Below are 21,623 nucleotides of genomic sequence, written 5' to 3'. Positions count from 1 at the left end.
TAAAAGGAGTTTGGCCCCTTATATCACAAATGTACTTTTTTTTTACGTTAAATAGCTTAGCAATTATATATTTGTAATTATAAGTATTCTGAAAAAAGGTTTTATGAAAATTATTATTGAAGGCTCAACATTAAGCACAAAAGGTTTTACAGGGATTCCTCATTATATAATTAGTATTCAAAAAGCTTTAAAAAACAAGCATAATATTGAAGTTGAATTAGCTTTCAACCTAAAAAAAATAAACAAGTTTAAGCCAGAAGTTTTAAAGAAAACTCATTTTTGGTATGTTGGTTCTATATTGTTTTCTAGGACATTTAAACCAGCAATTTCTCATAGTTTACATACACCATTTTTAAAACTTAGAGGCACAAAAAAAATAGCTACAATTCATGATTTAGCTGTGCATCTTCCTGAATTTGCAGAGTTTAATTTTGCTTCAAAATATTTTCAAGAAAAACGTTATAAATTATTTCAGGACTTTGCTAAAAATGCAGATGCAATAATCGCTGTTAGCCAGGCTACTAAAGACGATTATTTAAAAATGTTCGATTACCCAGAAGAAAAAATTCATGTAGTGCATCTAGCTCCTGTTTTTAAACCTTTAGAAACTAAATTGGATAATGAAAATGATATATTAAATTCATTCTCCATAGGTAAAGAAAATTACTTTTTAAGTGTAGGCGGAGTTTCAAAAAGAAAAAATAGTTTCAATCTTATAAAAGGGTTTGCGTTATCAGGAGAGCGTAAAACGACTAAGTTGGTTTTTGCAGGGAAAATTGTTGAAAGTGAGATGGAAATAATAAAGGTGTTTTTGAAGGAGCATGATCTTGAAAACGATGTTGTTTTTACAAGTTATATTTCAGATGAGACTTTAAGTGTGCTGTATAAAAATGCAAAAGCATTTTTGTTCCCAACGTATTATGAGGGGTTTGGAATTCCTATAATTGAAGCTATGGCTTATGGTTTACCTGTTTTAACAGGTAATATTGGTGCAGCACCAGAGGTAGCAAATGGGTATGCACTTCTAGTAGACCCTCATAACCCAGAAGAAATAGCTAGAGGCATAGTTGATTTAGGAAATATTGAGAAAGATAAAGTGAAATTAGCAAAAGAGTACGCTAAAGGGTTTACTTGGGATAAAGTTGCAGAAGAGACAATTAAGGTTTATAATTCTGTATTGTAAGTAAGCAAAATGTAATTAAATAAGAGCGTTGTAGATTGCTACATGTTGCTCAGCAATATGTTTATCTTCAAATTTCTGGGCATATTCTAAGCCCTTCGAAACCATAAGCAGTTGCTTTTGTTCCGAATTAAGTAAGTTTTCTATTTCAGATCTTAATTCACTAACATTTTCAGGATCAATATAAATACTATCTGGTCCTCCAGCTTCAGGAAAACAACTCCCTTTACTTGTAATTACGGGTGTTTTAGAGTATAAAGCTTCTATTATAGGGATGCCAAAACCTTCGAAAATACTTGGGTAAACAAAAATATTTGCTAATTGGTATATGTGTGCAAGTTCTTCTGTACTAACATTTTTAAGAAAGTGAACTCTATGATTTAAGTTCTTGCTATTTATGTATTCTTTAACTGTGTTAGTGTATTTCCTTTTATCATTACCTACTACCACTAAGTCGATGTCTAACGTTTCAATAGCTTTTATTAAATTAAGTAAATTTTTCCTTTTTTGAATAGTACCTACGTTTAAAACAAACGCCTTCGGAATATTAAACTTAGTTCTTGTTTGTTCTAATGCTTCAGAAGGATAAACTTGCTTAAAAGCTTTGTTGCATCCTTGATAGATAACAGAAACTTTTTCAGGATCAATATTTAAAAAATGCACAATGTCCTTTTTTGTTTCTTCGGAAATAGCAATAACTACATCTGCTTTATCAGCAGCATATTTAAATTTTTTGAAGTAGATTCTTCTGTCTATTGGGGAGTATAGTTTAGGAAATCTCATAAATATTAAATCATGTATAGTTACAATTGTTTTAATATTCATTTTATGAATGCCTTGAGGGATTTCGCCACTTAAACCGTGGTATATCTCAATTTTATCATTTTTAATTTGATTTAATATTCCTTTTTGTCTCCAAATGGATGAGAATATTTTCCAGAAAATAGAACTTGGTAAAACTTCTGTTGTGTTTTCATTTAAGCTAAAATTGATTTTAGCTTTTTTAGGATTGTATAATACGTATTGGTTTTTAGGGAAATAAGAAGAAATAATACTAATTAAATCTCTACTAAAATTACCTAAACCAGACCTATTGTGAAAAGCTCTTTTAGAATCATATCCTATTTTCATATTCAATAATATTTAAATGTTATTTTTTGACACAAGGTTAGGTCTGGTATAGATATATTTTATTTAAACCGCTACATTATGCTCTCTTAAAGCATCGTTAAGCGATGTTTTTTTGTTTGTACTTTCTTTACGTTTACCAATAATAATTGCACATGGTACATTGTAAGTTCCAGCAGGGAATTCTTTAGCATAACTACCAGGTATTACTACCGAGCGTGCAGGAACAACACCTTTATATTCAACAGGTTCATCACCCGTAACATCAATAATTTTTGTACTCATAGTTAGTGTTACACCAGCACCTAAAACAGCTTCTGTTTCAACACGTACACCTTCAACAACAATACAACGGCTACCAATAAAAGCATTATCTTCTATAATTACCGGAGCAGCTTGTAATGGCTCTAAAACACCACCAATACCAACACCACCAGAAAGGTGAACGTTTTTACCAATTTGAGCACAACTACCAACGGTTGCCCAAGTATCTACCATGGTTCCTTCATCTACATAAGCACCAATGTTTACATAACTTGGCATTAAAATAGTTCCCGCAGAAATATAAGCACCATGTCTAGCAACAGCATGAGGTACTACACGAATGCCTTTTGCAGCATAACCTGTTTTTAATGGAATTTTATCATGAAATTCTAATGGACCACATTCTATGGTTTCCATTTTTTGAATTGGGAAATATAAAACTACGGCTTTCTTAACCCATTCGTTAACTTGCCATCCACCTTCAATAGGTTCAGCAACGCGCAATTCACCTGCATCTAATAAATCAACAACTTTTCTAATGGCTGTTGTAGTTGCTTCTTCATTTAAAAGGTCTCTGTTCTCCCAAGCTTTTTCTATGATCTCTTGTAATTGTGTCATTTTTGTGTTTTATTTTTCGCAAATATAATAGGTATCAACTAAAATATGGTAACTATTAAAATATAATATTGGGGTTTTAGCCGTTAAATTTGGGTTAAAACACACCACATGCACACACTTGAAAGCGCTGTTTGTCTTTCTTTAAGGCTTTTTGTCGGTAAAATATTTTTCATATCTGTTTTTAGTCGTTTAAAATGATCATTTCAACAGTTAAACGTTGAAATCACTCCGATTTTCTAGTAAACGAAAATCTGTGTGGTTACAACTAATATATTGTTTTCAACATGTTGTTGCTCTGTATATTTGTACCAACAAAGTATCACATCAAACATGAAAACAAACTTTATCATACTATTAATTTTACTTCTTACAGTTTCTGTTGGAAACGCACAAAGCGTAGACAGCGAGAATGTAGCTGTAAAAACTAGTGAAATTGTTTCTGTTGAAGATACTGAGAAACAAGTTACGGTTGATACTGTTGATGAAGATAATACATTAATTGATACAGTAGAATTTGAAGCTATTTTAGCGCGTACTACAAGTGATATTAGAAGTTACTTAAATAGGGAAAGAAACATTAGCAACATCGGTTTATTGTTTCCTACTATCGAAAAAAGAGTAAAAGCATAATTAAAAAAATAAAAGAGTTATATTATTAAGGTTATCTGAAAAGATAGCCTTTTTTGTTTTTAAACAGTTTTCAATAGTATTAATAAACTATTTTTGCACAAAACTTATTTATGGCACGCATTTTAGCAATAGATTATGGCACCAAGCGCACGGGAATTGCAATTACCGATGAGTTACAAATTATTGCCTCTGGGCTTACTACAGTAAATACTAAAGAGATTTTTAGTTTTTTAAAAACCTACACGTCTAAAGAGCAGGTAGAGTTGTTTTTGGTAGGCGAGCCTAAACAAATGGACAACACAGCATCTGAAAGTGAAGTTTTTATTGCAAAATTTTTAAGTAAGCTTGAAAAACAGTTTCCTAATATACCTGTAAAACGTGTTGATGAGCGTTTTACATCTAAAATGGCATTCCAAACTATGATTGATAGTGGTTTGAAAAAGAATCAAAGAAAAAATAAAGCTTTGGTAGACGAAATTAGTGCCACACTTATTTTACAGAGTTATTTGTATTCTAAATAAGTATTACAATATTATTTTCCGGACTTTACTTAATAGATTAAAATCTGTTTTTTCTAAGTAAAAAGTTCGTAGTAAATTTATAGAATTGTACTTTTGCATTTACTAACAAAAAACATAGAATGATTTTACCTATTGTAGCATACGGCGATCCCGTTTTAAAAAGAAAAGCGACCGATATTACTGAAGATTATCCAAAACTAGATGCCTTGGTGGATAACATGTTCGAAACCATGTACAACGCCTATGGTGTTGGTCTTGCTGCGCCTCAAATAGGTTTACCAATTCGTATGTTTTTAGTAGATACGACACCTTTTGCTGATGATGAAGAATTAACAGAAGAGGAACAAAAAAGTTTAGAAGGTTTTAAACGTGTTTTTATAAATCCAAAAATCACTAAAGAAGAAGGAGAAGAGTGGGCTTTTAACGAAGGTTGCTTAAGTATTCCGGATGTTCGTGAAGATGTATTTAGAAAACCTGTTATTACTATTGAGTATTTAGATGAAAACTTTAAGGCACACACCGAAACATTCGATGGTTTAGTGGCAAGAGTAATTCAGCATGAATACGACCATATCGAAGGTGTTTTATTTACAGATAAACTATCTAGCCTAAAAAAGCGTTTAATAAAAGGACGACTTTCAAACATTTCTAAAGGCAAGATAAAAGTAGATTACAGAATGCGCTTTCCTGATCAAAAAAAGAAGAGATAATATTTGCAAGACATCAATAAACATTTGATATTTGCGACTTTCAAAAAATAATTTATGAGTTTAGATAAAGTTCTATCAATATCTGGAAAACCAGGTTTGTATAATTTAGTAACGCAAACCAGAGGTGGTTTTATAGCAGAATCGTTAATCGATAAAAAACGTATTACTGTAAATGTGCGTCAAAATGTTAGCGTTTTAAGCGAAATTGCTATTTATACTTTAACAGAAGAAGTACCGTTAAAACAAGTGTTTTTAAACATTAAAAATAAAGAAAATGGTCAAGAAAGTTCTGTTAAACCTAAAGATGGTAAGGATAAATTAGAAGAGTACTTTTTTGAAATTTTACCAGATTACGATGAAGATCGTGTTTATGCTAGTGATATTAAAAAGGTGTTACAATGGTATAATTTATTAGTAAAAAATAATTTACTAGATAATTTAGAAGCTGAAATTGCAGAAAGTAAAGCTGCAGACGAAGAAGAATAAATACTAGTTTATTTAAAATATACATGAAAGCTTCCATATTATGGGAGCTTTTTTTTTGCAGTTATGTAAGTATTACAGCCTTTTTGCGTCTATTAATGAGTAAATTAATTTCTTTTAAATATGAACTCACTTTGGTTTTTCGACGACGTAAATCTTTTTAAAGTCCTTTGTCCGCATAAGTTTAAAAATTATAAAAAAGATCATACTTTCGATGCTTATAAAAAGCAGGATTATATTTATTTCGAGCAAGATTTTGCCAATAAAGTCTATTTAATAGAAAAAGGCAAAGTTAAAATAGGATACTATAATGAAGATGGAGTAGAAGTTGTAAAAGCTATTTTAACCAAAGGAGAACTGTTTGGAGAAACGGCCATATTAGGCGATGATACCCGAGAAGAGTTTGCTCAATCTGTAGATAACGCAACAAGCATTTGCCCTGTTGGGGTAGATACTATGCACAATTTAATGCGAGACAATCAAACTTTTAGTTTTAAAGTCTATAAAGTAATAGGTTTTAAATTGAAAAAATTGGAACGTCGTTTGCAATTATTACTTTTTAAAGATGCCAAAACCCGTCTTCTAGAATTTCTACATGAATTATGCACCGATTATGGTTACGATTGTGACCAAACAGGAGATCGGGTAGTAAACCATCCATACACACAAAAAGATATCGCCTCGTTAATTGGTACCTCTAGACCAACTTTAAATGTGCTTTTAAATGAATTAAGAGATGAAAACGTACTTGAATTTAAAAGAAAAGAGATAAGAATTTATAAAAAAAGTGCTTAATGTTAGTTGGCTAACATTTTATAATGTTTTAGTGAAATACCTTTGGAGTATAAAACAATCACTAAAAAAAGATAAAATGATTAAGAACACAATTTTAGCAATGTTAGCCCTAGGGGTTTTAACAACATCATGCGATAGCGATGACGATAACGCACCAACAACAGCAAATTTAACAATCAACCTTACAGGTTTGGAAGAACTTGGTAGCGATTTTGTTTACGAAGGATGGGTAATTGTTGATGGAGCACCAGTTTCAACCGGAACATTTTCCTCAGTAGATTTTCCTCAATCTTTTTCTGTCGATGCAGATCAATTAGCAAGTGCATCAACATTTGTACTTTCTATTGAACCGGCAGTAGATTCTGACCCAGCTCCAGCTGCAACAAAAATTTTAGCAGGAGATTTTTCTGGTAGTTCAGCAAGTGTAAATTCAAATAATATAGTTGCAGATTTATCATCTTCTACAGGGAAATATATTCTTGCAACACCTACAGATGAAGATGAAACTAACGAAGAAAGTGGAGTTTGGTTTTTAGATAACTCTGGCGAAGCAGCTGTTCAAGGTTTGGATTTACCAACACTATCTGATGGATGGGTATATGAAGGTTGGGTTGTATTCGATGGTACTCCAGTAAGTACAGGTACGTTTACAGATCCAAATGCTGCAGATAATAATGCTGCAACTTCAGTTTTTAAAGGCGATGCAGGTAATGGACCTGGTTATCCAGGAGAAGATTTTCTTCAAAATGCACCATCAGGATTAACTTTTCCAACAGATTTAAAAGAAAGAACAATTGTTATTTCTGTAGAACCAAGTCCTGATAATAGTGCAGCACCTTTCACACTAAAACCTTTAGCAAATGTAGTTCCTGCAGATGCTATGAACCACACCGTAATAGATATGGGAGCTGGCCCAGTAGTAAGTTTGTCTGGTACAGTAACAAGATAATATTAAAAATAAGCATAAAAAAAGCCCTAGTAATTTTTACTAGGGCTTTTTGTTTTTATAAAGTTTGGACTATAAAATAATAGCTAAACTCAAAATTAGTTGATCTGGTCGTGTATCCAAACGGTCGTTCACGGATAATCCATTATTTTGAAGTATATCAGCTTCATTTTTGCTAAATCCACGCTCATATCTCAAGTCGATACCAACTTTTTTGAAGTTAACGCCAACACCAAAGTTAAGCCCAACTGAAAAATCATCTTCAATATCACCAATAGTAATGCCTTCGTATTCGGTGTCTAAAATATATTGAAATGATGGACCAGCGAAAACACTAACCGGGCCTAGAATATTCAATCCAACCAAAATTGGAGCATCAAGTTTTTGCATTTCAAAGCTATCATTATCGTAATCACTTTTTGTTTTTGTGTAAACAATCTCTGGTCTCAAATATAATTTGTCACCAATTTTCCCAAATAGACCAATGTGGTATCCAACATTTCTATCTGGATTTTTAGAAGCTTGTGTTGCAGACTCAACATATTTACCATTAGCATTGTAATTTAAACCTCCTTTAATACCAATACCACTAGCTGTTTGCGCGAAAGCTGCTGATGGGACAACAATGGCGACTACTAAAATTAAAAATAAATTTTTCATAATGTTCGTTTTAAGATTTCGTTTATTATTACAAAAACGTTGCCAAAGTTAAATTATTTCCTTTTTTTAAATATTGCTTTCGGATTTTAGTTAATTATCTTTGCCAACTGATACAAATATAGAGATGAAATTCGAATTAAACGCAAAAGACCCACAAAGCAAAGCGAGAGCAGGGAAATTAACTACAGATCATGGTGTAATAGAAACACCAATTTTTATGCCTGTGGGAACTGTTGGAACGGTTAAGGGAGTGCATCAAAGGGAGTTAAAGAATGATATTAACCCCGATATTATTTTAGGAAACACCTACCATTTATACCTAAGACCCCAAACACATGTGTTAGAAAAAGCAGGTGGACTTCATAAATTTATGAATTGGGATAGAAATATTTTAACCGATTCTGGTGGATACCAAGTGTACTCGCTTTCTGCAAATAGAAAGATAAAAGAGGAAGGTGTGAAGTTTAAATCGCATATCGATGGTAGTTATCACACATTTACGCCAGAGAATGTTATGGAAATTCAACGTACTATTGGAGCTGATATTATTATGGCTTTTGATGAGTGTACACCATATCCTTGCGATTATAATTACGCGAAACGATCTATGCACATGACGCATCGTTGGTTAGATCGTTGTATTAATCACCTTGAAAAAACACCTTTAAAGTACGATTACAATCAGGCATTTTTTCCTATTGTACAAGGAAGTACTTATAAAGACCTTAGAAAACAATCGGCGGAGTATATAGCGAACTCTGGTGCTGTAGGAAATGCTATTGGAGGTTTATCTGTAGGGGAACCTGCTGAAGAAATGTATGCCATGACAGATGTGGTTTGTTCTATTTTACCAGAAGAAAAACCAAGATATTTAATGGGAGTAGGTACACCAATCAATATTTTAGAAAATATTGCGTTAGGTGTAGATATGTTCGATTGTGTTATGCCAACTAGAAATGCTAGAAATGGGATGTTATTTACAGCGCATGGCTCTATCAATATTAAAAATTTAAAATGGGCAGAAGATTTTTCTCCAATCGACGAGATGGGAATTACCTTTGTTGATACAGAATATAGTAAAGCATATTTACGTCATTTATTTACGGTTAACGAGTTGTTAGGTAAGCAAATAGCAACTATACATAATTTGGGTTTTTATATGTGGTTGGTTCGCGAAGCAAGAAAACATATATTAGCAGGAGATTTCAATGACTGGAAAAACCAAATGGTAAAACAAATGGCTAATAGACTTTAGAAGAAATAAAATATTGAAACACTGCTTGTTTATTGAAGCTGTATAAGTATGAAAATATTAGATTGGTACATATTAAAACGCTATTTGTTTACATTTTTAATGATGTTACTTCTGTTTATACCCATTGGTATAACGGTGCATTTAGCTGAAAAAATTGGTAAAATTTTAGAAAACGAAGTACCTTTTGGAGAAGTGCTTATTTATTTTTTAGATTTTACTATCTATTTTGCACATCTACTTTTTCCTCTATTTTTATTCCTATCTGTAATTTGGTTTACTTCAAAGCTAGCAAATAATACAGAAGTTATTGCTTTTTTAAGTTCGGGAGTATCGTTTACAAGGTTTTTACGTCCTTATATGATAGGTGCTACAATTGTTGGTATTTTGTCTATTCTTTTAGGCTTGTACTTAGCTCCAAATGCTAGTAAAGGGTTTAACGATTTCAGTTATAAATATTTAAAAAAGGGACGTAGTGCTGTAGAAAATACTAATGTTTTTAGGCAAATTAATGATAACGATATTATATACGTTAGTAGTTTTGATGTTAAAAACAGTATAGGACGAAATTTTACTTTAGAACATTTTGAAGAGAATGAACTTGTTTATAAAATTACTGCCGATAAAATTAAATATGTTGAAAAAGATTCGTCTTCAACTTACGAATTAACCAACTATACCAAGCGTATTATTGGTCAAAATGAAGACGAATTAGGAGTCTTAAAGAAAAAAGACACGCTTTTCGCCTTTGACGTAGGTGATTTAATTCCAGAAATCTACGCGGCAGAAACTAAAATGTATGGTGATTTAAAACAATTTATAGCAAAAGAAGAATCGAGAGGGTCTTCTAATGTGGGGCGTTTTAAATTGGTGCTATATAGAAAATGGAGTTTACCTGTTTCAGTGTTTATATTAACTATTATTGCTGTGGCCGTTTCTTCTAAAAAACGTCGTGGTGGTATGGGAGTTAATCTTGCTGTAGGTATTTGTATAGCCATGATATTTGTATTTTTTGATAAAATATTTGGAGTAATGGCCGAGCAGTCAGATTTTAATCCACTTATAGCTGTATGGTTTCCAAATATAATTTTTGGAGTTTTAGCAGCTTACCTGTTGTACCATGCAAAGCGCTAATTTTAAAGATTATTTTCATTTACATATTCTTGTTTTTATTGCTGGATTTACGGCAATTTTAGGCGAGTTAATCACTATTGAAGCAATTTCTTTGGTTTGGTTTCGTATGTTAATGGCATCGGTTTTACTTGTGGTTTATGTGTTATTTTCTAAGGTAAATTTAAAAGTAAATCCGAGGGCTTTATTACGGCTTTCGTTTGCAGGAGTTATTATTGCCTTACATTGGATTACTTTTTTTGGAGCTATCGATGCCTCAAATGTTTCTACAACTTTAGCGGTATTTTCAACAGGTACATTTTTTGCATCTATAATAGAACCTATTGTTTATAAACGTAAAGTTTTAGGCTACGAAATTCTATTCGGTATACTTGCTATTGTAGGCGTTTGCATTATTACACAAAGTGAAGTAGAGTATCTCACAGGAATTATTCTAGGTATTTTATCTGCTTTTTTTTCGTCATTATTTGCTGTACTTAACGGAAGCTTTCTTAAAAAGCATTCGGCAACTGTTATCTCGTTTTACGAGTTTATAAGTGGTGTATTATTCATTACTATTTACATTTTATGCTTTGGAGAAGGGTTTTCTGCAGAGTTTTTCAGTTTAAGCACTTCCGATTTTTGGTATCTTTTCATTTTAGCATCCATTTGTACAACATATGCTTTTATAGCATCAGTTTATATAATGAAAACCATAAGTCCTTACACCGTTGTACTTACTTACAATTTAGAACCTGTTTATGGCATTATTTTAGCCTTAATTCTATTTCCGGAGAAAGAAAAAATGAGCCCATCATTTTATTACGGAGCCCTTGTTATTATTACCGTTGTTATGTTAAATGTGCTAGTTAAAAACCGTAGAAAGATAAAAAGAAGTCGCTCATAATGTATTAACAAAATTAAAGTTTTTATATTTGCAGACTAACTCTAATAATTAGTCAAAACAAATTTCCTATGGAATATTTAGAATTTGAACTCCCAATAAAAGAGCTTGAAGATCAATTACAGAAATGTAAAATTATTGGTGAAGAAAGCGAAGTGGATGTTACAGAAACATGTACGCAGATAGAAAAAAAGCTTAAAGAAGCTCAAAAAGATATTTACAAAAACCTAACGGCTTGGCAGCGTGTACAAATGTCTCGTCATCCAGAACGTCCTTATACTTTAGATTATATTAAAGCTATTTGCGGTAATTCTTTCTTAGAGTTGCATGGTGATAGAAGCTTTAAAGATGATAAAGCAATGATTGGCGGATTAGGTAAAATTGGAGATCAAAGTTTTATGTTCATTGGTCAACAAAAAGGATACAATACCAAAACAAGGCAATACAGAAATTTTGGTATGGCTAATCCAGAAGGATACCGAAAAGCGTTACGTTTAATGAAATCTGCTGAAAAATTTGGAATTCCTGTGGTAACACTTTTAGATACTCCTGGAGCTTATCCTGGTTTAGAAGCTGAAGAGCGAGGACAAGGTGAAGCTATTGCTAGAAATATTTTAGAAATGACACGCCTTAAAGTGCCAATTATAACTATAGTAGTTGGTGAAGGTGCATCAGGTGGAGCATTAGGTATAGGTGTTGGAGATGTTGTTATGATGTTAGAAAACACATGGTATTCTGTTATTTCTCCAGAGTCATGTTCGTCTATTTTATGGCGTAGTTGGGAGTATAAAGAATTAGCTGCATCAGCTTTAAAGTTAACGGCTCCTGATATGAAAAAGCTAAAAATTGTTGATGAGATTATAAAAGAACCTCTTGGAGGCGCACATCGCGATAGAACAAAAACTTTTACATCGGTTAGTAATGCCATTACAAAACATTATGAGGTGTTAAAAAAGTTATCAGAAAAAGATTTAGTTGCCCAACGTATGGATAAATATCTACAAATGGGGGTTTACAAAGACTAAACCATAGAAAACATACTTAAGAAAAAAATCTGAAGGGTATCACTTCAGATTTTTTTTATGCTTATTCACAATATATTTAAGTTATTAACAGTTAAATTGTTAACCAATGGTTAACAATCATAGCCGTAAAAATCTATAAACCTACTTCAATTTTAATTACTTTCGTAGTTATGAAACAACCAAACCCCGTTCAGGGATATAAAGTCGATAAAAGCACACTAATAAGCCTCGAAAAAGGGAAAATACCTCCTCAAGCTATTGATTTAGAAGAGGTTGTTTTAGGTGCCATGATGATTGATAAAAAAGGTGTCGATGAAGTTATCGATATTTTAGCACCCGATGCATTTTATAAAGAAGCACATCAACATATATTTGAAGCTATTTTTACGTTATTTGAAAATAGTGAACCAGTCGATTTATTAACCGTTTCAACGCAGTTAAAGAAAAATGCAAAACTAGAGCAATCTGGGGGCGATTTTTATCTTATTTCTTTAACTCAAAAAGTATCATCTTCTGCGCATATTGAGTTTCACGCTCGTATTATTCTGCAAAAGTTTATTCAGCGTAGTTTAATAAAAATTTCAAATGAAATTATTGAAGATGCTTACGATGAAACTAAAGATGTATTCGACTTATTAGATACAGCCGAGTCTAAATTATATGAAGTTACACAGGGAAATATTAAAAAATCTAGTGAAACCGCTCAAGATTTAGTAATTCAGGCCAAAAAGAAAATTGAAGAAATTTCTAATAAAGAAGGTTTAAGTGGTATTCCAACAGGATTTACCAAACTAGATAAATTAACCTCAGGGTGGCAACCTTCCGATTTAATTATTGTTGCGGCACGTCCTGGTATGGGTAAAACGGCATTAACTTTATCCATGGCACGAAATATTGCTGTAGATCAAAATGTACCCGTTGCCTTTTTCTCATTGGAGATGGCATCTGTACAGTTGATTATGCGTTTAATTTCTAGTGAAACGGGCTTATCTTCGGAAAAATTAAGAACAGGGAAACTTGAAAAACACGAATGGGAACAGCTTAACGTAAAAGTAAAGAGTTTAGAAAAAGCACCGTTATTTATTGATGATACGCCGTCGCTTTCTATTTTCGATTTACGTGCAAAAGCCCGTCGATTATCTTCTCAGCATGGTATAAAATTAATCATGATTGATTACTTACAGTTAATGACGGGTGGATCGAGTCATGGAGGAAACCGTGAACAGGAGATTTCGATGATTTCTCGAAACTTAAAAGCATTAGCAAAAGAATTAATGGTGCCAGTAATAGCACTATCTCAGTTATCTCGTGCGGTGGAAACGCGTGGAGGAAGTAAGCGTCCGCTACTATCGGATTTACGTGAATCTGGTGCGATTGAGCAGGATGCCGATATTGTAAGTTTTATTTATCGTCCGGAATACTATAAAATTGATGAATGGGATGATGATGAACGCTCTCCAACAGAAGGTCAAGCCGAATTTATTATTGCAAAACACCGTAATGGTGGTTTAGAAAATATTAGACTGAAATTTATCGGTAACTTAGGTAAGTTCGACAATTTAGATGATTTTGATTCTCCGTTTGAATTCCATTCTAAAATGAATGCGGCTGCAAATGATGATACCTTCCAAGCAGATAATTTTAAGGCGAGTCCAGACCAAGCTTTTGGAAGTTCATTTAATGATGACGATAACGAAGTACCATTTTAAAATTAATTAGTTTCTAAGAGAATTTATATAGAGATTTTCAATCTCAAAAAAGGAAAATTATTCCTAGAAATAGTACAAAATTAGTATTGATTTTATCAAATAGAATCATAAATACTTTTTTTTATCCCCACAAAAATTAAGTATCTTTCGCTTATATAATTCAATTTCTCAGTTGGTTTTTATTAATTAACTGAGAAATTATTTTTAGGCAATCTCAAATTGAAAAAGATAATCTTCACATTATTATTTATATGCTTAGCATGTAAAACCTACGCATCCTATGTTTTTATTCCTATGGGTGTAGATAATCAAAAAAATCACTTAAAAGCATACGGAATTACCTATTGGGTTCTTAATAAAGATCTTAAAGTGAAATGGCTTCTTAATTATCAAGGTGGTTCATTTTTACTTCCTGATACGGAAGCTATTCAGAGAGAATGTCAAATTCGTGGCGTATCTTTCGATGTTATTTCTAATGCTAAAGCGGAAGCTATTTTGGAAGATATAAGTAGCCCTAGCCAAAATATGGAAGCTGTTGTATTAGAAAAGGCCCCAAAAATTGCAGTTTATACGCCAGAAGGAAAATTGCCTTGGGATGATGCTGTAACTATGGTGTTAAACTATGCCGAAATCCCTTATGAAACCGTTTACGATGAAGAAGTTTTAAACGATGGTTTATTATTATTCGATTGGTTGCACCTGCATCATGAAGATTTTACCGGACAATTCGGTAAGTTCTATGGAGCTTATCGCGCGGCATCGTGGTATATAAACGAGAAAAAAGCAGCAGAAACTCTAGCTCAAAAATTAGGATATAATAAAGTTTCTGATGAAAAATCGGCAGTAGCTCATAAAATTAGAGACTATGTTGTTGGTGGTGGCTTTATGTTTGCTATGTGTAGTGCTACAGATAGTTTTGATATAGCTTTATCTGCCGAAGGTGTAGATATTTGCGAACCTATGTTTGATGGCGATGGGAGCGATGCAGGATATCAGAATAAAATAGATTTTAATAAAACATTTGCATTTACTAATTATCAATTAGAAAGAAGTCCTACGGTTTACGAGTTTTCTTCTATTGATATGACGCAGAAACGCAAGGTAAGTAAAACAACCGATTATTTTTCTCTTATGGAATTCTCAGCAAAATGGGATCCTATTCCATCTATGTTATGTCAAAATCATACCGCTTTAGTTAAAGGTTTTATGGGGCAAACAACATCTTTTACAAGAGATGAAATAAAATCGAATGTTTTGGTAATGGGAGAAAATAAAATCAATGGCGAAGCAAAATATATCCATGGTATAAAGGGAAAAGGCTTCTTTACATTTTATGGCGGGCATGATCCTGAAGATTATCAGCACCGTGTTGGCGATCCTAAAACGGAATTGGATTTGCATCCAACATCACCGGGTTACAGATTAATTCTTAATAATGTGTTATTTCCTGCTGCAAAAAAGAAGAAACAGAAAACATAGTAGCTCTTATTTTTAATTTATAACCATAAAACTTAAAAACATGGCATCAAAAAAAGCAATACTCAACAAAATACAAATAGTTCTTACTAATCATTTTGAAACTCCAGAAGACGCATTTAACTTTTTTGATAAAAGTGGAGACGGTAAATTATCTAAAAGTGAAATAGTAGCTTTGCTTAAGGAAGCTGAGATTAATGGTTTTATTCGAGGATTAGTGTCATCGAAATTGATTGATGGTTATGATAAGGATGGTGATGATAAAATTGATTGGAAAGAGTTTAAAAAGGCTATTTCAGAAATAGCTAAAGATGTCAAATAATGATAAAATTTTTGTTTTAGATGAAAATTTTTCAAAAGGAAATTAAATTAGAATCGCATAAAAGAGGCTTTCATTTAATAACGGATGCTATTCTGCATGCAATTCCCGAAATTGTAGAGATTCAAATGGGGCAATTACAGGTTTTTATTAAGCATACATCAGCAAGTTTAACCATTAACGAAAATGCAGATGATACAGTTAAAATGGATTTCGAAAGTCATTTTAATAAAATGATTCCTGAAAATGCACCATATTACAAGCATACCTATGAGGGACCTGATGATATGCCTGCTCATATTAAAGCTTCGTTATTAGGAGCATCAGTTCAAATACCGATTACTTACGGTAAATTAAATCTTGGTATTTGGCAAGGTATTTATTTATGCGAACATCGGGATTATGGAGGAGCAAGACAAATTGTTATTAGTGCTTTTGGTGTTTAAAATAAATTACTAAATAACATTAAAAAGAATTCCTAATAAAATAGAAAAGAGCATCTATCTAAAAGAGATAGGTGCTTTTTTTTGTCCAAACTTTTAGAATAGGCAATAAATACGATGTTCTTTTAGCTTAACATAAGCTTTTCAATTTTTTTATTTGAAAGGTAGTTCTCGTCATGGCGACTGACTTCTAAGTAACCATGAGACATTATAATAATTTAAATTACTCTTGGGAAATAAATGAATAATATAAATGTATAGCAAATGAAAAATTTAATAGCTCTAGTTTTCTTCATATTTGGTCAAACTATGATAGCTCAAAATATCGATTTTAATACTAAAAAAGGTTTTGTAATAGAGGGATTCGATGTCGTTTCTTATTTTAATAATGCGCCTAAAAAAGGAAATGATGATTATGTATCGAAATACAAAAGCGGGAAGTTCAAATTTTCATCACAAGATAATCTAGACACTTTTAATGAAAATCCTGAAAAGTACGTTCCGGCATATGGCGGATATTGTGCTTATGCCATTGCTGTAAAGGGAGACAAGGTTTCCGTAGATCCAGAAACTTACGAAATTAGAGATGGTAAATTGTACTTGTTTTACAATTCATGGGGAATTAATACGCTTAAATCTTGGTTAGATGAATATCCTGATAGCTTAAAGGAAAAGGCAGATATAAACTGGAAACGTATAAATCAAGGTTAGAAGTGATGGATTTAATTCTTTATTTACTTATTGGTTTTTCTGCAGCGGTACTTGGTGCACTTCCTTTGGGTACTACAAATATAGCTGTGATAAACACAACTATTAAAGAAAACGTAAATAGTGCTCTAAAAATAATACATCCTGCTGCTTTTGCAGAACTTATTTTAATATTATTTGCTATCAGTTTTAACAGCCAAATAGAAATGTTTATTAACATGAATATTTGGTTACACTATACTATTGTTGCTGTTTTTATTGTAGTTGGTGCCATTTTTCTTTCTGGTAGAACAGAGTGCGTTAAAGATGAAAATGATGAGTGTATAATAATTAAGAAGAGAAGGAGACCGGTTTCAAAACAAATGTTAGGCTTCTTTTTAGGTTTGGTTAATCCAACAGTTCTTATTTATTGGATATTTATAACCACTTATTTAAACAGGAATATAATAGATTTAAGTTTTCCTGTAGATTATAAGCTATTGCTATTTTTCCTAATTGGAGCATATTTGGGCAAACTGTTAGTGTTATATGCATACAGCAAATTTAGCGATATATTAAAGGTAAAGGTCTCTAATGTAACTACGCGGGTAAATAGAGTTATTGGTGTGTTGTTACTTTGCGTTTCGGTATTTCAAATCACTAAATTAATATACCTTTAACAAATTGTTTATTAGAGATGTTTCATTTAAATGAAAAGCATAAAAAAATCCGATTCAATTAAGAATCGGATTTTTTTTTATTAAGCGAATAATATGTTTTACAATAGGCGGAACGCCTTATTTTACTTTCTCGATTACGGCTTTAAAAGCCTCTGGGTTGTTCATAGCTAAATCGGCTAAAACCTTACGGTTTAATTCGATATCATTAGCTTTTAATTTCCCCATAAATTGAGAATAAGATAAACCATGTAAACGGGCTCCTGCGTTAATACGCGTGATCCATAATGCACGGAATGTTCTCTTTTTATTTCTACGGTCTCTATACGAGTATTGCATCGCTTTATCAACCGCATTTTTTGCTACTGTCCAAACGTTTTTACGACGTCCAAAGTAACCTTTTGCTTGTTTTAGAACCTTTTTTCTACGGGCTCTTTTTGCTACAGAATTTACTGATCTTGGCATAATTTTAATTGTTTTTTTGTAGTAGGCGGTCTATAAAATAGACACTTTTTATAAATTGAGCCTAACTCCAGGGTTTATAATTTATTTAACCAACGTTAAAACAGGTTGTGTTTATTTTAAACGCAACATTGTTTTAATGTTATTTTCGTCTGCTTTATGTACTAATGTATCATGACGCAGCGCTAGCTTACGCTTTTTAGACTTCTTTGTTAAGATGTGACTTTTAAAAGCGTGCTTTCTTTTTAATTTACCAGTACCAGTAAGCTTGAAACGCTTTTTAGCACTAGATTTTGTTTTCATTTTAGGCATTTTTTTCTCCTAGATTTTAATTATTTCGCTTAATTATTTTCCTGCCAAATGTATTTGGCAACTTATCTTTATCCTAATAAATTAGGGGTATTTACTTTTTAGGAGCAATAAACATAGTCATACGTTTACCTTCCAATCTTGGCATTTGTTCTACCTTCCCAAGTTCTTCTAGATCTTGAGCTAAACGTAGTAACAGGATTTGGCCTTGTTCTTTAAATATAATAGAACGTCCTTTAAAAAACACAAATGCTTTTAGCTTTGCACCTTCTTTTAGGAATTTTTCGGCATGCTTCCTTTTAAATGCGTAATCATGATCATCAGTTTGAGGTCCAAAACGAATCTCTTTGATAGTCACTTTTGTAGCTTTAGATTTTAAAGCCTTATCACGCTTCTTTTGTTCGTAAAGAAACTTTTTATAGTCCATAACCTTACAAACAGGGGGCTCAGCATTTGGTGATATTTCTACAAGATCTAGTCCTTGTGTGTCAGCTATTCGCATAGCGTCACCTTTGGTATAAATACCAATTTCAACGTTGTCTCCTACAAGACGCAGTTTTTGTGCTGTAATTTTCGAGTTTATCTTGTGTTTATCCTCTTGTGAAACCCTTCTCGGTTGATGTCTTCTTCTAATTGCTATGGCCTTAAAATTTTAAATTAAACTTAATTATATTTTGTTGTTAAAACGATTTTAACGTTTTTTTAATCTCATTCTTTATTATTGTAGAGAAGTCGTCAACGGATATCATTCCTAAATCTTCTCCACCATGTTGGCGTACAGATATTTTGCCTTCTTGCTCTTCTTGTTCCCCTATAATAATCATATACGGGTGTTTTTGCATTTCAGATTCTCTAATCTTCTTCCCAATAGTTTCATTTCTATGGTCTACAAGGGCGCGAATTTCGTCATTTTCTAGCAAATTTAAAACTTTTTCCGAGTATTTTTCATATTTCTCGCTAATAGATAAAATAATTACCTGCACTGGCATAAGCCAAAGCGGGAAGTTACCACCTGTATGTTCCAATAATAATGCCACAAAACGTTCCATACTTCCAAAAGGAGCACGGTGTATCATAACAGGGCGGTGAAGCTCGTTATCACTGCCTTTGTAGGTTAAATCAAAACGTTCTGGCAGGTTATAATCTACCTGAATAGTACCTAATTGCCACTTTCTTCCTAAGGCATCTTTCACCATAAAATCTAGTTTTGGGCCGTAAAAAGCAGCCTCACCTTCTTCTATAATAAAATCTAAACCTTTATCGGTGGCTGCATTAATAATGGCTTGTTCTGCTTTTTCCCAATTTTCTACATCTCCAATGTATTTGTCGGGGTTTTTTGGATCTCTTACAGATACTTGTGCAGTAAAGTTTTCAAAACCTAAAGAACCAAACACGTAAAGAACCAAATCAATAACATCCTTAAACTCTTTATCTAACTGTTCTGGCATACAAAATAAATGCGCATCATCTTGAGTAAAACCTCTAACACGAGTTAAACCATGTAGTTCACCACTTTGCTCATATCTATAAACGGTACCAAATTCAGCATAACGCTTAGGTAAATCTTTATAACTCCATTGCGCACTGTTGTAGATTTCACAATGGTGTGGGCAATTCATAGGTTTTAATAAAAACTCTTCATCAGCTTTAGGGGTTGTAATAGGCTGAAAACTATCAGCACCATACTTAGCATAATGCCCAGAAGTAACATAAAGTTCCTTTTGTCCAATATGCGGAGTAATTACCATTTCGTAACCTGCTTTCTTTTGTGCAGCTTTCAAAAAGTTCTCTAAGCGCTCACGTAAGGCAGCTCCTTTAGGTAACCAAAGTGGTAAACCCTGTCCAACTTTTTGAGAAAACGTAAATAACTCTAATTCTTTACCAAGTTTTCTATGGTCACGTTTTTTAGCCTCTTCAAGTAAAGCTAAATATTCAGTAAGTTCCTTTTGTTTAGGGAACGATGTAGCGTAAACACGTGTTAATTGCGGGTTGTTTTCATTACCTCTCCAGTAAGCACCAGCAACACTTAAAATTTTAACAGCTTTTATTATACCAGTGTTTGGTATATGTCCGCCCCGACATAAATCTGTAAACGTAGCGTGGTCACAAAAAGTAATAGTGCCATCCTCTAAGTTTTCAATAAGTTCAGTTTTAAACTCGTTACCTTTATATAGTTCTAAAGCTTCCGCTTTACTAGCTGATCTCATTTTAAACTCATGTTTACCACGAGCAATTTCTAACATCTTGTTTTCAATGGCTTTAAAGTCCTTTTCCGAAACAGTTTGCTCACCAAAATCTACATCATAATAAAAACCATTATCAATAGCAGGTCCAATGGTTAATTTAGCGTCACTATATAGCTCTTCAATAGCCTGAGCCAAAACGTGAGCAGAACTATGCCAAAAAGCAGTTTTTCCCTCATCATCCTTCCAAGTATATAAAACTAACGAACCATCCGTGGTCAACGGCGTAACGGTTTCAATAGTTGTACCATTAAAGTTTGCCGAAATCACGTTTCTAGCAAACCCTTCGCTAATACTTTTCGCAACATCCATAGGTGTCACGTTCTCATCAAACGTTTTCACGCTGCCATCAGGTAATGTAATATGTATCATAAAATAAATTAAAATCCGTATGCAAAGATAATAGTATAAACAAACCCACACAATATATATAAGAGTAATAATTAAAATAGAATAAAATGGGCGTTACTCTATATGCACTTTTAAGTGTGCATATAGAGTCGGGCTTTCACTACTCGCTCCTCCTAAGGTCGGGAGCTCAAACACGCCGTTCAATCCCTAACGTAAAAATAAATTCGGAAAGAGCATTTCTAAAGCATCATATATAGGTTCTCTGTTAAGTGAAATTAATACACCTATATATAATTAATAAGTTGAATAGTAAAAAGAATAGGGGAGGAGAAGAAAACCAGTATTAGTTATGGAGAGCTAAACATCAAAGACAAGTTTATATTATACGTTATATACAACAGCTAAGATTATATAGTCATATATATAATAGATATATAATGAGGGAAATTGGTTTTAATCAAATAAAGCGATCTCCCCGAAGTGCTTTGTAGAGTAAATACACCTTGTAAAATGTTTTTACAACGCTTTATTGCTGTTCAATAGATAAAAGTTAATGTCCTATGGAATAAAAATAACAATTAAGCTTCTGTAAATCAATTGCGTAACATTTTTTTAGTAATTAATTCAAAAATACTTCATAAAAAAGGTTGTCAGAACCAAAAAGGGATCTATATTTGCACCCCGCTAAAAAAGGTAAAACTTTAAAGGCGTAACGTTCATA

Annotated in this window: 24 protein-coding genes; 17 read left to right on the top strand and 7 right to left on the bottom strand. The window is 32.6% G+C overall.

The genetic code is table 11. From position 1 onward, the window contains the following. The first annotated feature begins 103 nt into the window (after window positions 1-103). Window positions 104-1,183 carry a glycosyltransferase family 4 protein gene (locus DFQ06_RS12720; protein ID WP_133968063.1) on the top strand — a complete coding sequence of 360 codons (1,080 nt, stop codon included), beginning with the start codon at window positions 104-106 and terminating at the stop codon, window positions 1,181-1,183. Window positions 1,184-1,198: 15 nt separating this feature from the next. On the opposite strand, the gene DFQ06_RS12715 is transcribed toward DFQ06_RS12720, so the two are convergent. Both DFQ06_RS12715 and DFQ06_RS12710 read right to left on the bottom strand, forming a co-directional pair. Continuing rightward, a complete protein-coding gene (locus DFQ06_RS12715; protein ID WP_074937611.1) occupies window positions 1,199-2,311 on the bottom strand; it encodes a glycosyltransferase family 4 protein in 1,113 nt (370 codons plus the stop codon). A 63-nt stretch (window positions 2,312-2,374) separates the two neighbouring features. Next, window positions 2,375-3,190 carry a 2,3,4,5-tetrahydropyridine-2,6-dicarboxylate N-succinyltransferase gene (locus tag DFQ06_RS12710; RefSeq protein WP_133968061.1) on the bottom strand — a complete coding sequence of 272 codons (816 nt, stop codon included), beginning with the start codon at window positions 3,188-3,190 and terminating at the stop codon, window positions 2,375-2,377. 330 nt (window positions 3,191-3,520) lie between these two features. Here DFQ06_RS12710 and DFQ06_RS12705 point away from each other — a divergent pair, with 330 nt between their 5' ends. The 6 genes from DFQ06_RS12705 to DFQ06_RS12680 all read left to right on the top strand — a co-directional run bounded on the left by DFQ06_RS12705 (window position 3,521) and on the right by DFQ06_RS12680 (window position 7,278). Then, complete coding sequence (locus DFQ06_RS12705) at window positions 3,521-3,820, top strand: hypothetical protein (protein WP_074937608.1); 300 nt, start codon at window positions 3,521-3,523, stop codon at window positions 3,818-3,820. A gap of 110 nt (window positions 3,821-3,930) precedes the next feature. Next, window positions 3,931-4,341 (top strand): Holliday junction resolvase RuvX, encoded by a 411-nt coding sequence (ruvX, locus tag DFQ06_RS12700; protein ID WP_042495487.1) that lies wholly within the window; start codon window positions 3,931-3,933, stop codon window positions 4,339-4,341. Window positions 4,342-4,460: 119 nt separating this feature from the next. Further along, the gene (gene def / locus DFQ06_RS12695; RefSeq protein ID WP_042504762.1) at window positions 4,461-5,051 is read left to right on the top strand and encodes a peptide deformylase; all 591 of its coding nucleotides are present in this window, start codon (window positions 4,461-4,463) and stop codon (window positions 5,049-5,051) included. A gap of 54 nt (window positions 5,052-5,105) precedes the next feature. Next, entirely contained in the window at window positions 5,106-5,537 is a 432-nt protein-coding gene (locus tag DFQ06_RS12690; RefSeq protein ID WP_042495484.1) for a DUF5606 family protein, read from the top strand. Window positions 5,538-5,657: 120 nt separating this feature from the next. Then, the gene (locus DFQ06_RS12685; protein ID WP_042504760.1) at window positions 5,658-6,329 is read left to right on the top strand and encodes a Crp/Fnr family transcriptional regulator; all 672 of its coding nucleotides are present in this window, start codon (window positions 5,658-5,660) and stop codon (window positions 6,327-6,329) included. Window positions 6,330-6,405: 76 nt separating this feature from the next. Then, a complete protein-coding gene (locus tag DFQ06_RS12680) occupies window positions 6,406-7,278 on the top strand; it encodes an anti-sigma factor (RefSeq protein ID WP_133968059.1) in 873 nt (290 codons plus the stop codon). Between the two features lie 69 nt (window positions 7,279-7,347). Here DFQ06_RS12680 and DFQ06_RS12675 read toward each other — a convergent pair whose 3' ends face one another. Then, window positions 7,348-7,935, bottom strand: a complete 588-nt coding sequence (locus DFQ06_RS12675) for an outer membrane beta-barrel protein (protein ID WP_133968057.1) — start codon at window positions 7,933-7,935, stop codon at window positions 7,348-7,350. Window positions 7,936-8,059: 124 nt separating this feature from the next. Here DFQ06_RS12675 and tgt point away from each other — a divergent pair, with 124 nt between their 5' ends. From tgt to DFQ06_RS12625, 10 genes are all read left to right on the top strand, one after another. Further along, window positions 8,060-9,190: a tRNA guanosine(34) transglycosylase Tgt gene (tgt, locus tag DFQ06_RS12670; RefSeq protein WP_074937601.1), complete on the top strand. Its 1,131-nt coding sequence runs from the start codon at window positions 8,060-8,062 to the stop codon at window positions 9,188-9,190. Window positions 9,191-9,238: 48 nt separating this feature from the next. Continuing rightward, window positions 9,239-10,321 (top strand): LptF/LptG family permease, encoded by a 1,083-nt coding sequence (locus tag DFQ06_RS12665; protein WP_042504759.1) that lies wholly within the window; start codon window positions 9,239-9,241, stop codon window positions 10,319-10,321. Next, window positions 10,308-11,204 carry a DMT family transporter gene (locus DFQ06_RS12660; protein ID WP_042504758.1) on the top strand — a complete coding sequence of 299 codons (897 nt, stop codon included), beginning with the start codon at window positions 10,308-10,310 and terminating at the stop codon, window positions 11,202-11,204. Before DFQ06_RS12665 ends, DFQ06_RS12660 begins: the two co-directional genes overlap by 14 nt. A gap of 68 nt (window positions 11,205-11,272) precedes the next feature. Beyond that, window positions 11,273-12,226: an acetyl-CoA carboxylase carboxyltransferase subunit alpha gene (locus tag DFQ06_RS12655; RefSeq protein ID WP_042504757.1), complete on the top strand. Its 954-nt coding sequence runs from the start codon at window positions 11,273-11,275 to the stop codon at window positions 12,224-12,226. A 170-nt stretch (window positions 12,227-12,396) separates the two neighbouring features. Next, entirely contained in the window at window positions 12,397-13,935 is a 1,539-nt protein-coding gene (gene dnaB, locus DFQ06_RS12650; RefSeq protein WP_074937595.1) for a replicative DNA helicase, read from the top strand. Between the two features lie 294 nt (window positions 13,936-14,229). After that, on the top strand, window positions 14,230-15,414 hold the full coding sequence (locus tag DFQ06_RS12645) for an asparagine synthetase B (protein WP_133968313.1): 1,185 nt from the start codon (window positions 14,230-14,232) through the stop codon (window positions 15,412-15,414). Between the two features lie 40 nt (window positions 15,415-15,454). Next, window positions 15,455-15,733 carry an EF-hand domain-containing protein gene (locus DFQ06_RS12640; RefSeq protein ID WP_074937593.1) on the top strand — a complete coding sequence of 93 codons (279 nt, stop codon included), beginning with the start codon at window positions 15,455-15,457 and terminating at the stop codon, window positions 15,731-15,733. A gap of 20 nt (window positions 15,734-15,753) precedes the next feature. Beyond that, on the top strand, window positions 15,754-16,176 hold the full coding sequence (locus DFQ06_RS12635; RefSeq protein WP_133968055.1) for a secondary thiamine-phosphate synthase enzyme YjbQ: 423 nt from the start codon (window positions 15,754-15,756) through the stop codon (window positions 16,174-16,176). A 261-nt stretch (window positions 16,177-16,437) separates the two neighbouring features. Further along, window positions 16,438-16,884, top strand: coding sequence for a YHS domain-containing (seleno)protein (locus DFQ06_RS12630; RefSeq protein WP_042504753.1), 447 nt, complete (start codon window positions 16,438-16,440; stop codon window positions 16,882-16,884). A 5-nt stretch (window positions 16,885-16,889) separates the two neighbouring features. Further along, complete coding sequence (locus DFQ06_RS12625) at window positions 16,890-17,540, top strand: hypothetical protein (RefSeq protein WP_133968053.1); 651 nt, start codon at window positions 16,890-16,892, stop codon at window positions 17,538-17,540. A 117-nt stretch (window positions 17,541-17,657) separates the two neighbouring features. On the opposite strand, the gene rplT is transcribed toward DFQ06_RS12625, so the two are convergent. The 4 genes from rplT to thrS form a co-directional block, all read right to left on the bottom strand. Then, window positions 17,658-18,002, bottom strand: a complete 345-nt coding sequence (rplT, locus tag DFQ06_RS12620) for a 50S ribosomal protein L20 (protein WP_042495466.1) — start codon at window positions 18,000-18,002, stop codon at window positions 17,658-17,660. Window positions 18,003-18,113: 111 nt separating this feature from the next. After that, window positions 18,114-18,311: a 50S ribosomal protein L35 gene (gene rpmI, locus DFQ06_RS12615; RefSeq protein WP_042495462.1), complete on the bottom strand. Its 198-nt coding sequence runs from the start codon at window positions 18,309-18,311 to the stop codon at window positions 18,114-18,116. Window positions 18,312-18,402: 91 nt separating this feature from the next. Beyond that, window positions 18,403-18,942, bottom strand: a complete 540-nt coding sequence (infC, locus tag DFQ06_RS12610) for a translation initiation factor IF-3 (protein ID WP_074937583.1) — start codon at window positions 18,940-18,942, stop codon at window positions 18,403-18,405. A gap of 46 nt (window positions 18,943-18,988) precedes the next feature. After that, complete coding sequence (gene thrS / locus DFQ06_RS12605; protein WP_074937581.1) at window positions 18,989-20,923, bottom strand: threonine--tRNA ligase; 1,935 nt, start codon at window positions 20,921-20,923, stop codon at window positions 18,989-18,991. Window positions 20,924-21,623: the final 700 nt, after the last annotated feature.

This window comes from Algibacter lectus (assembly GCF_004368925.1).
Classification (GTDB): Bacteria; Bacteroidota; Bacteroidia; order Flavobacteriales; family Flavobacteriaceae; genus Algibacter; species Algibacter lectus.
Note: the sequence above shows the minus strand (reverse complement) of the source record. Positions and strands in the feature narration are given on the sequence as shown.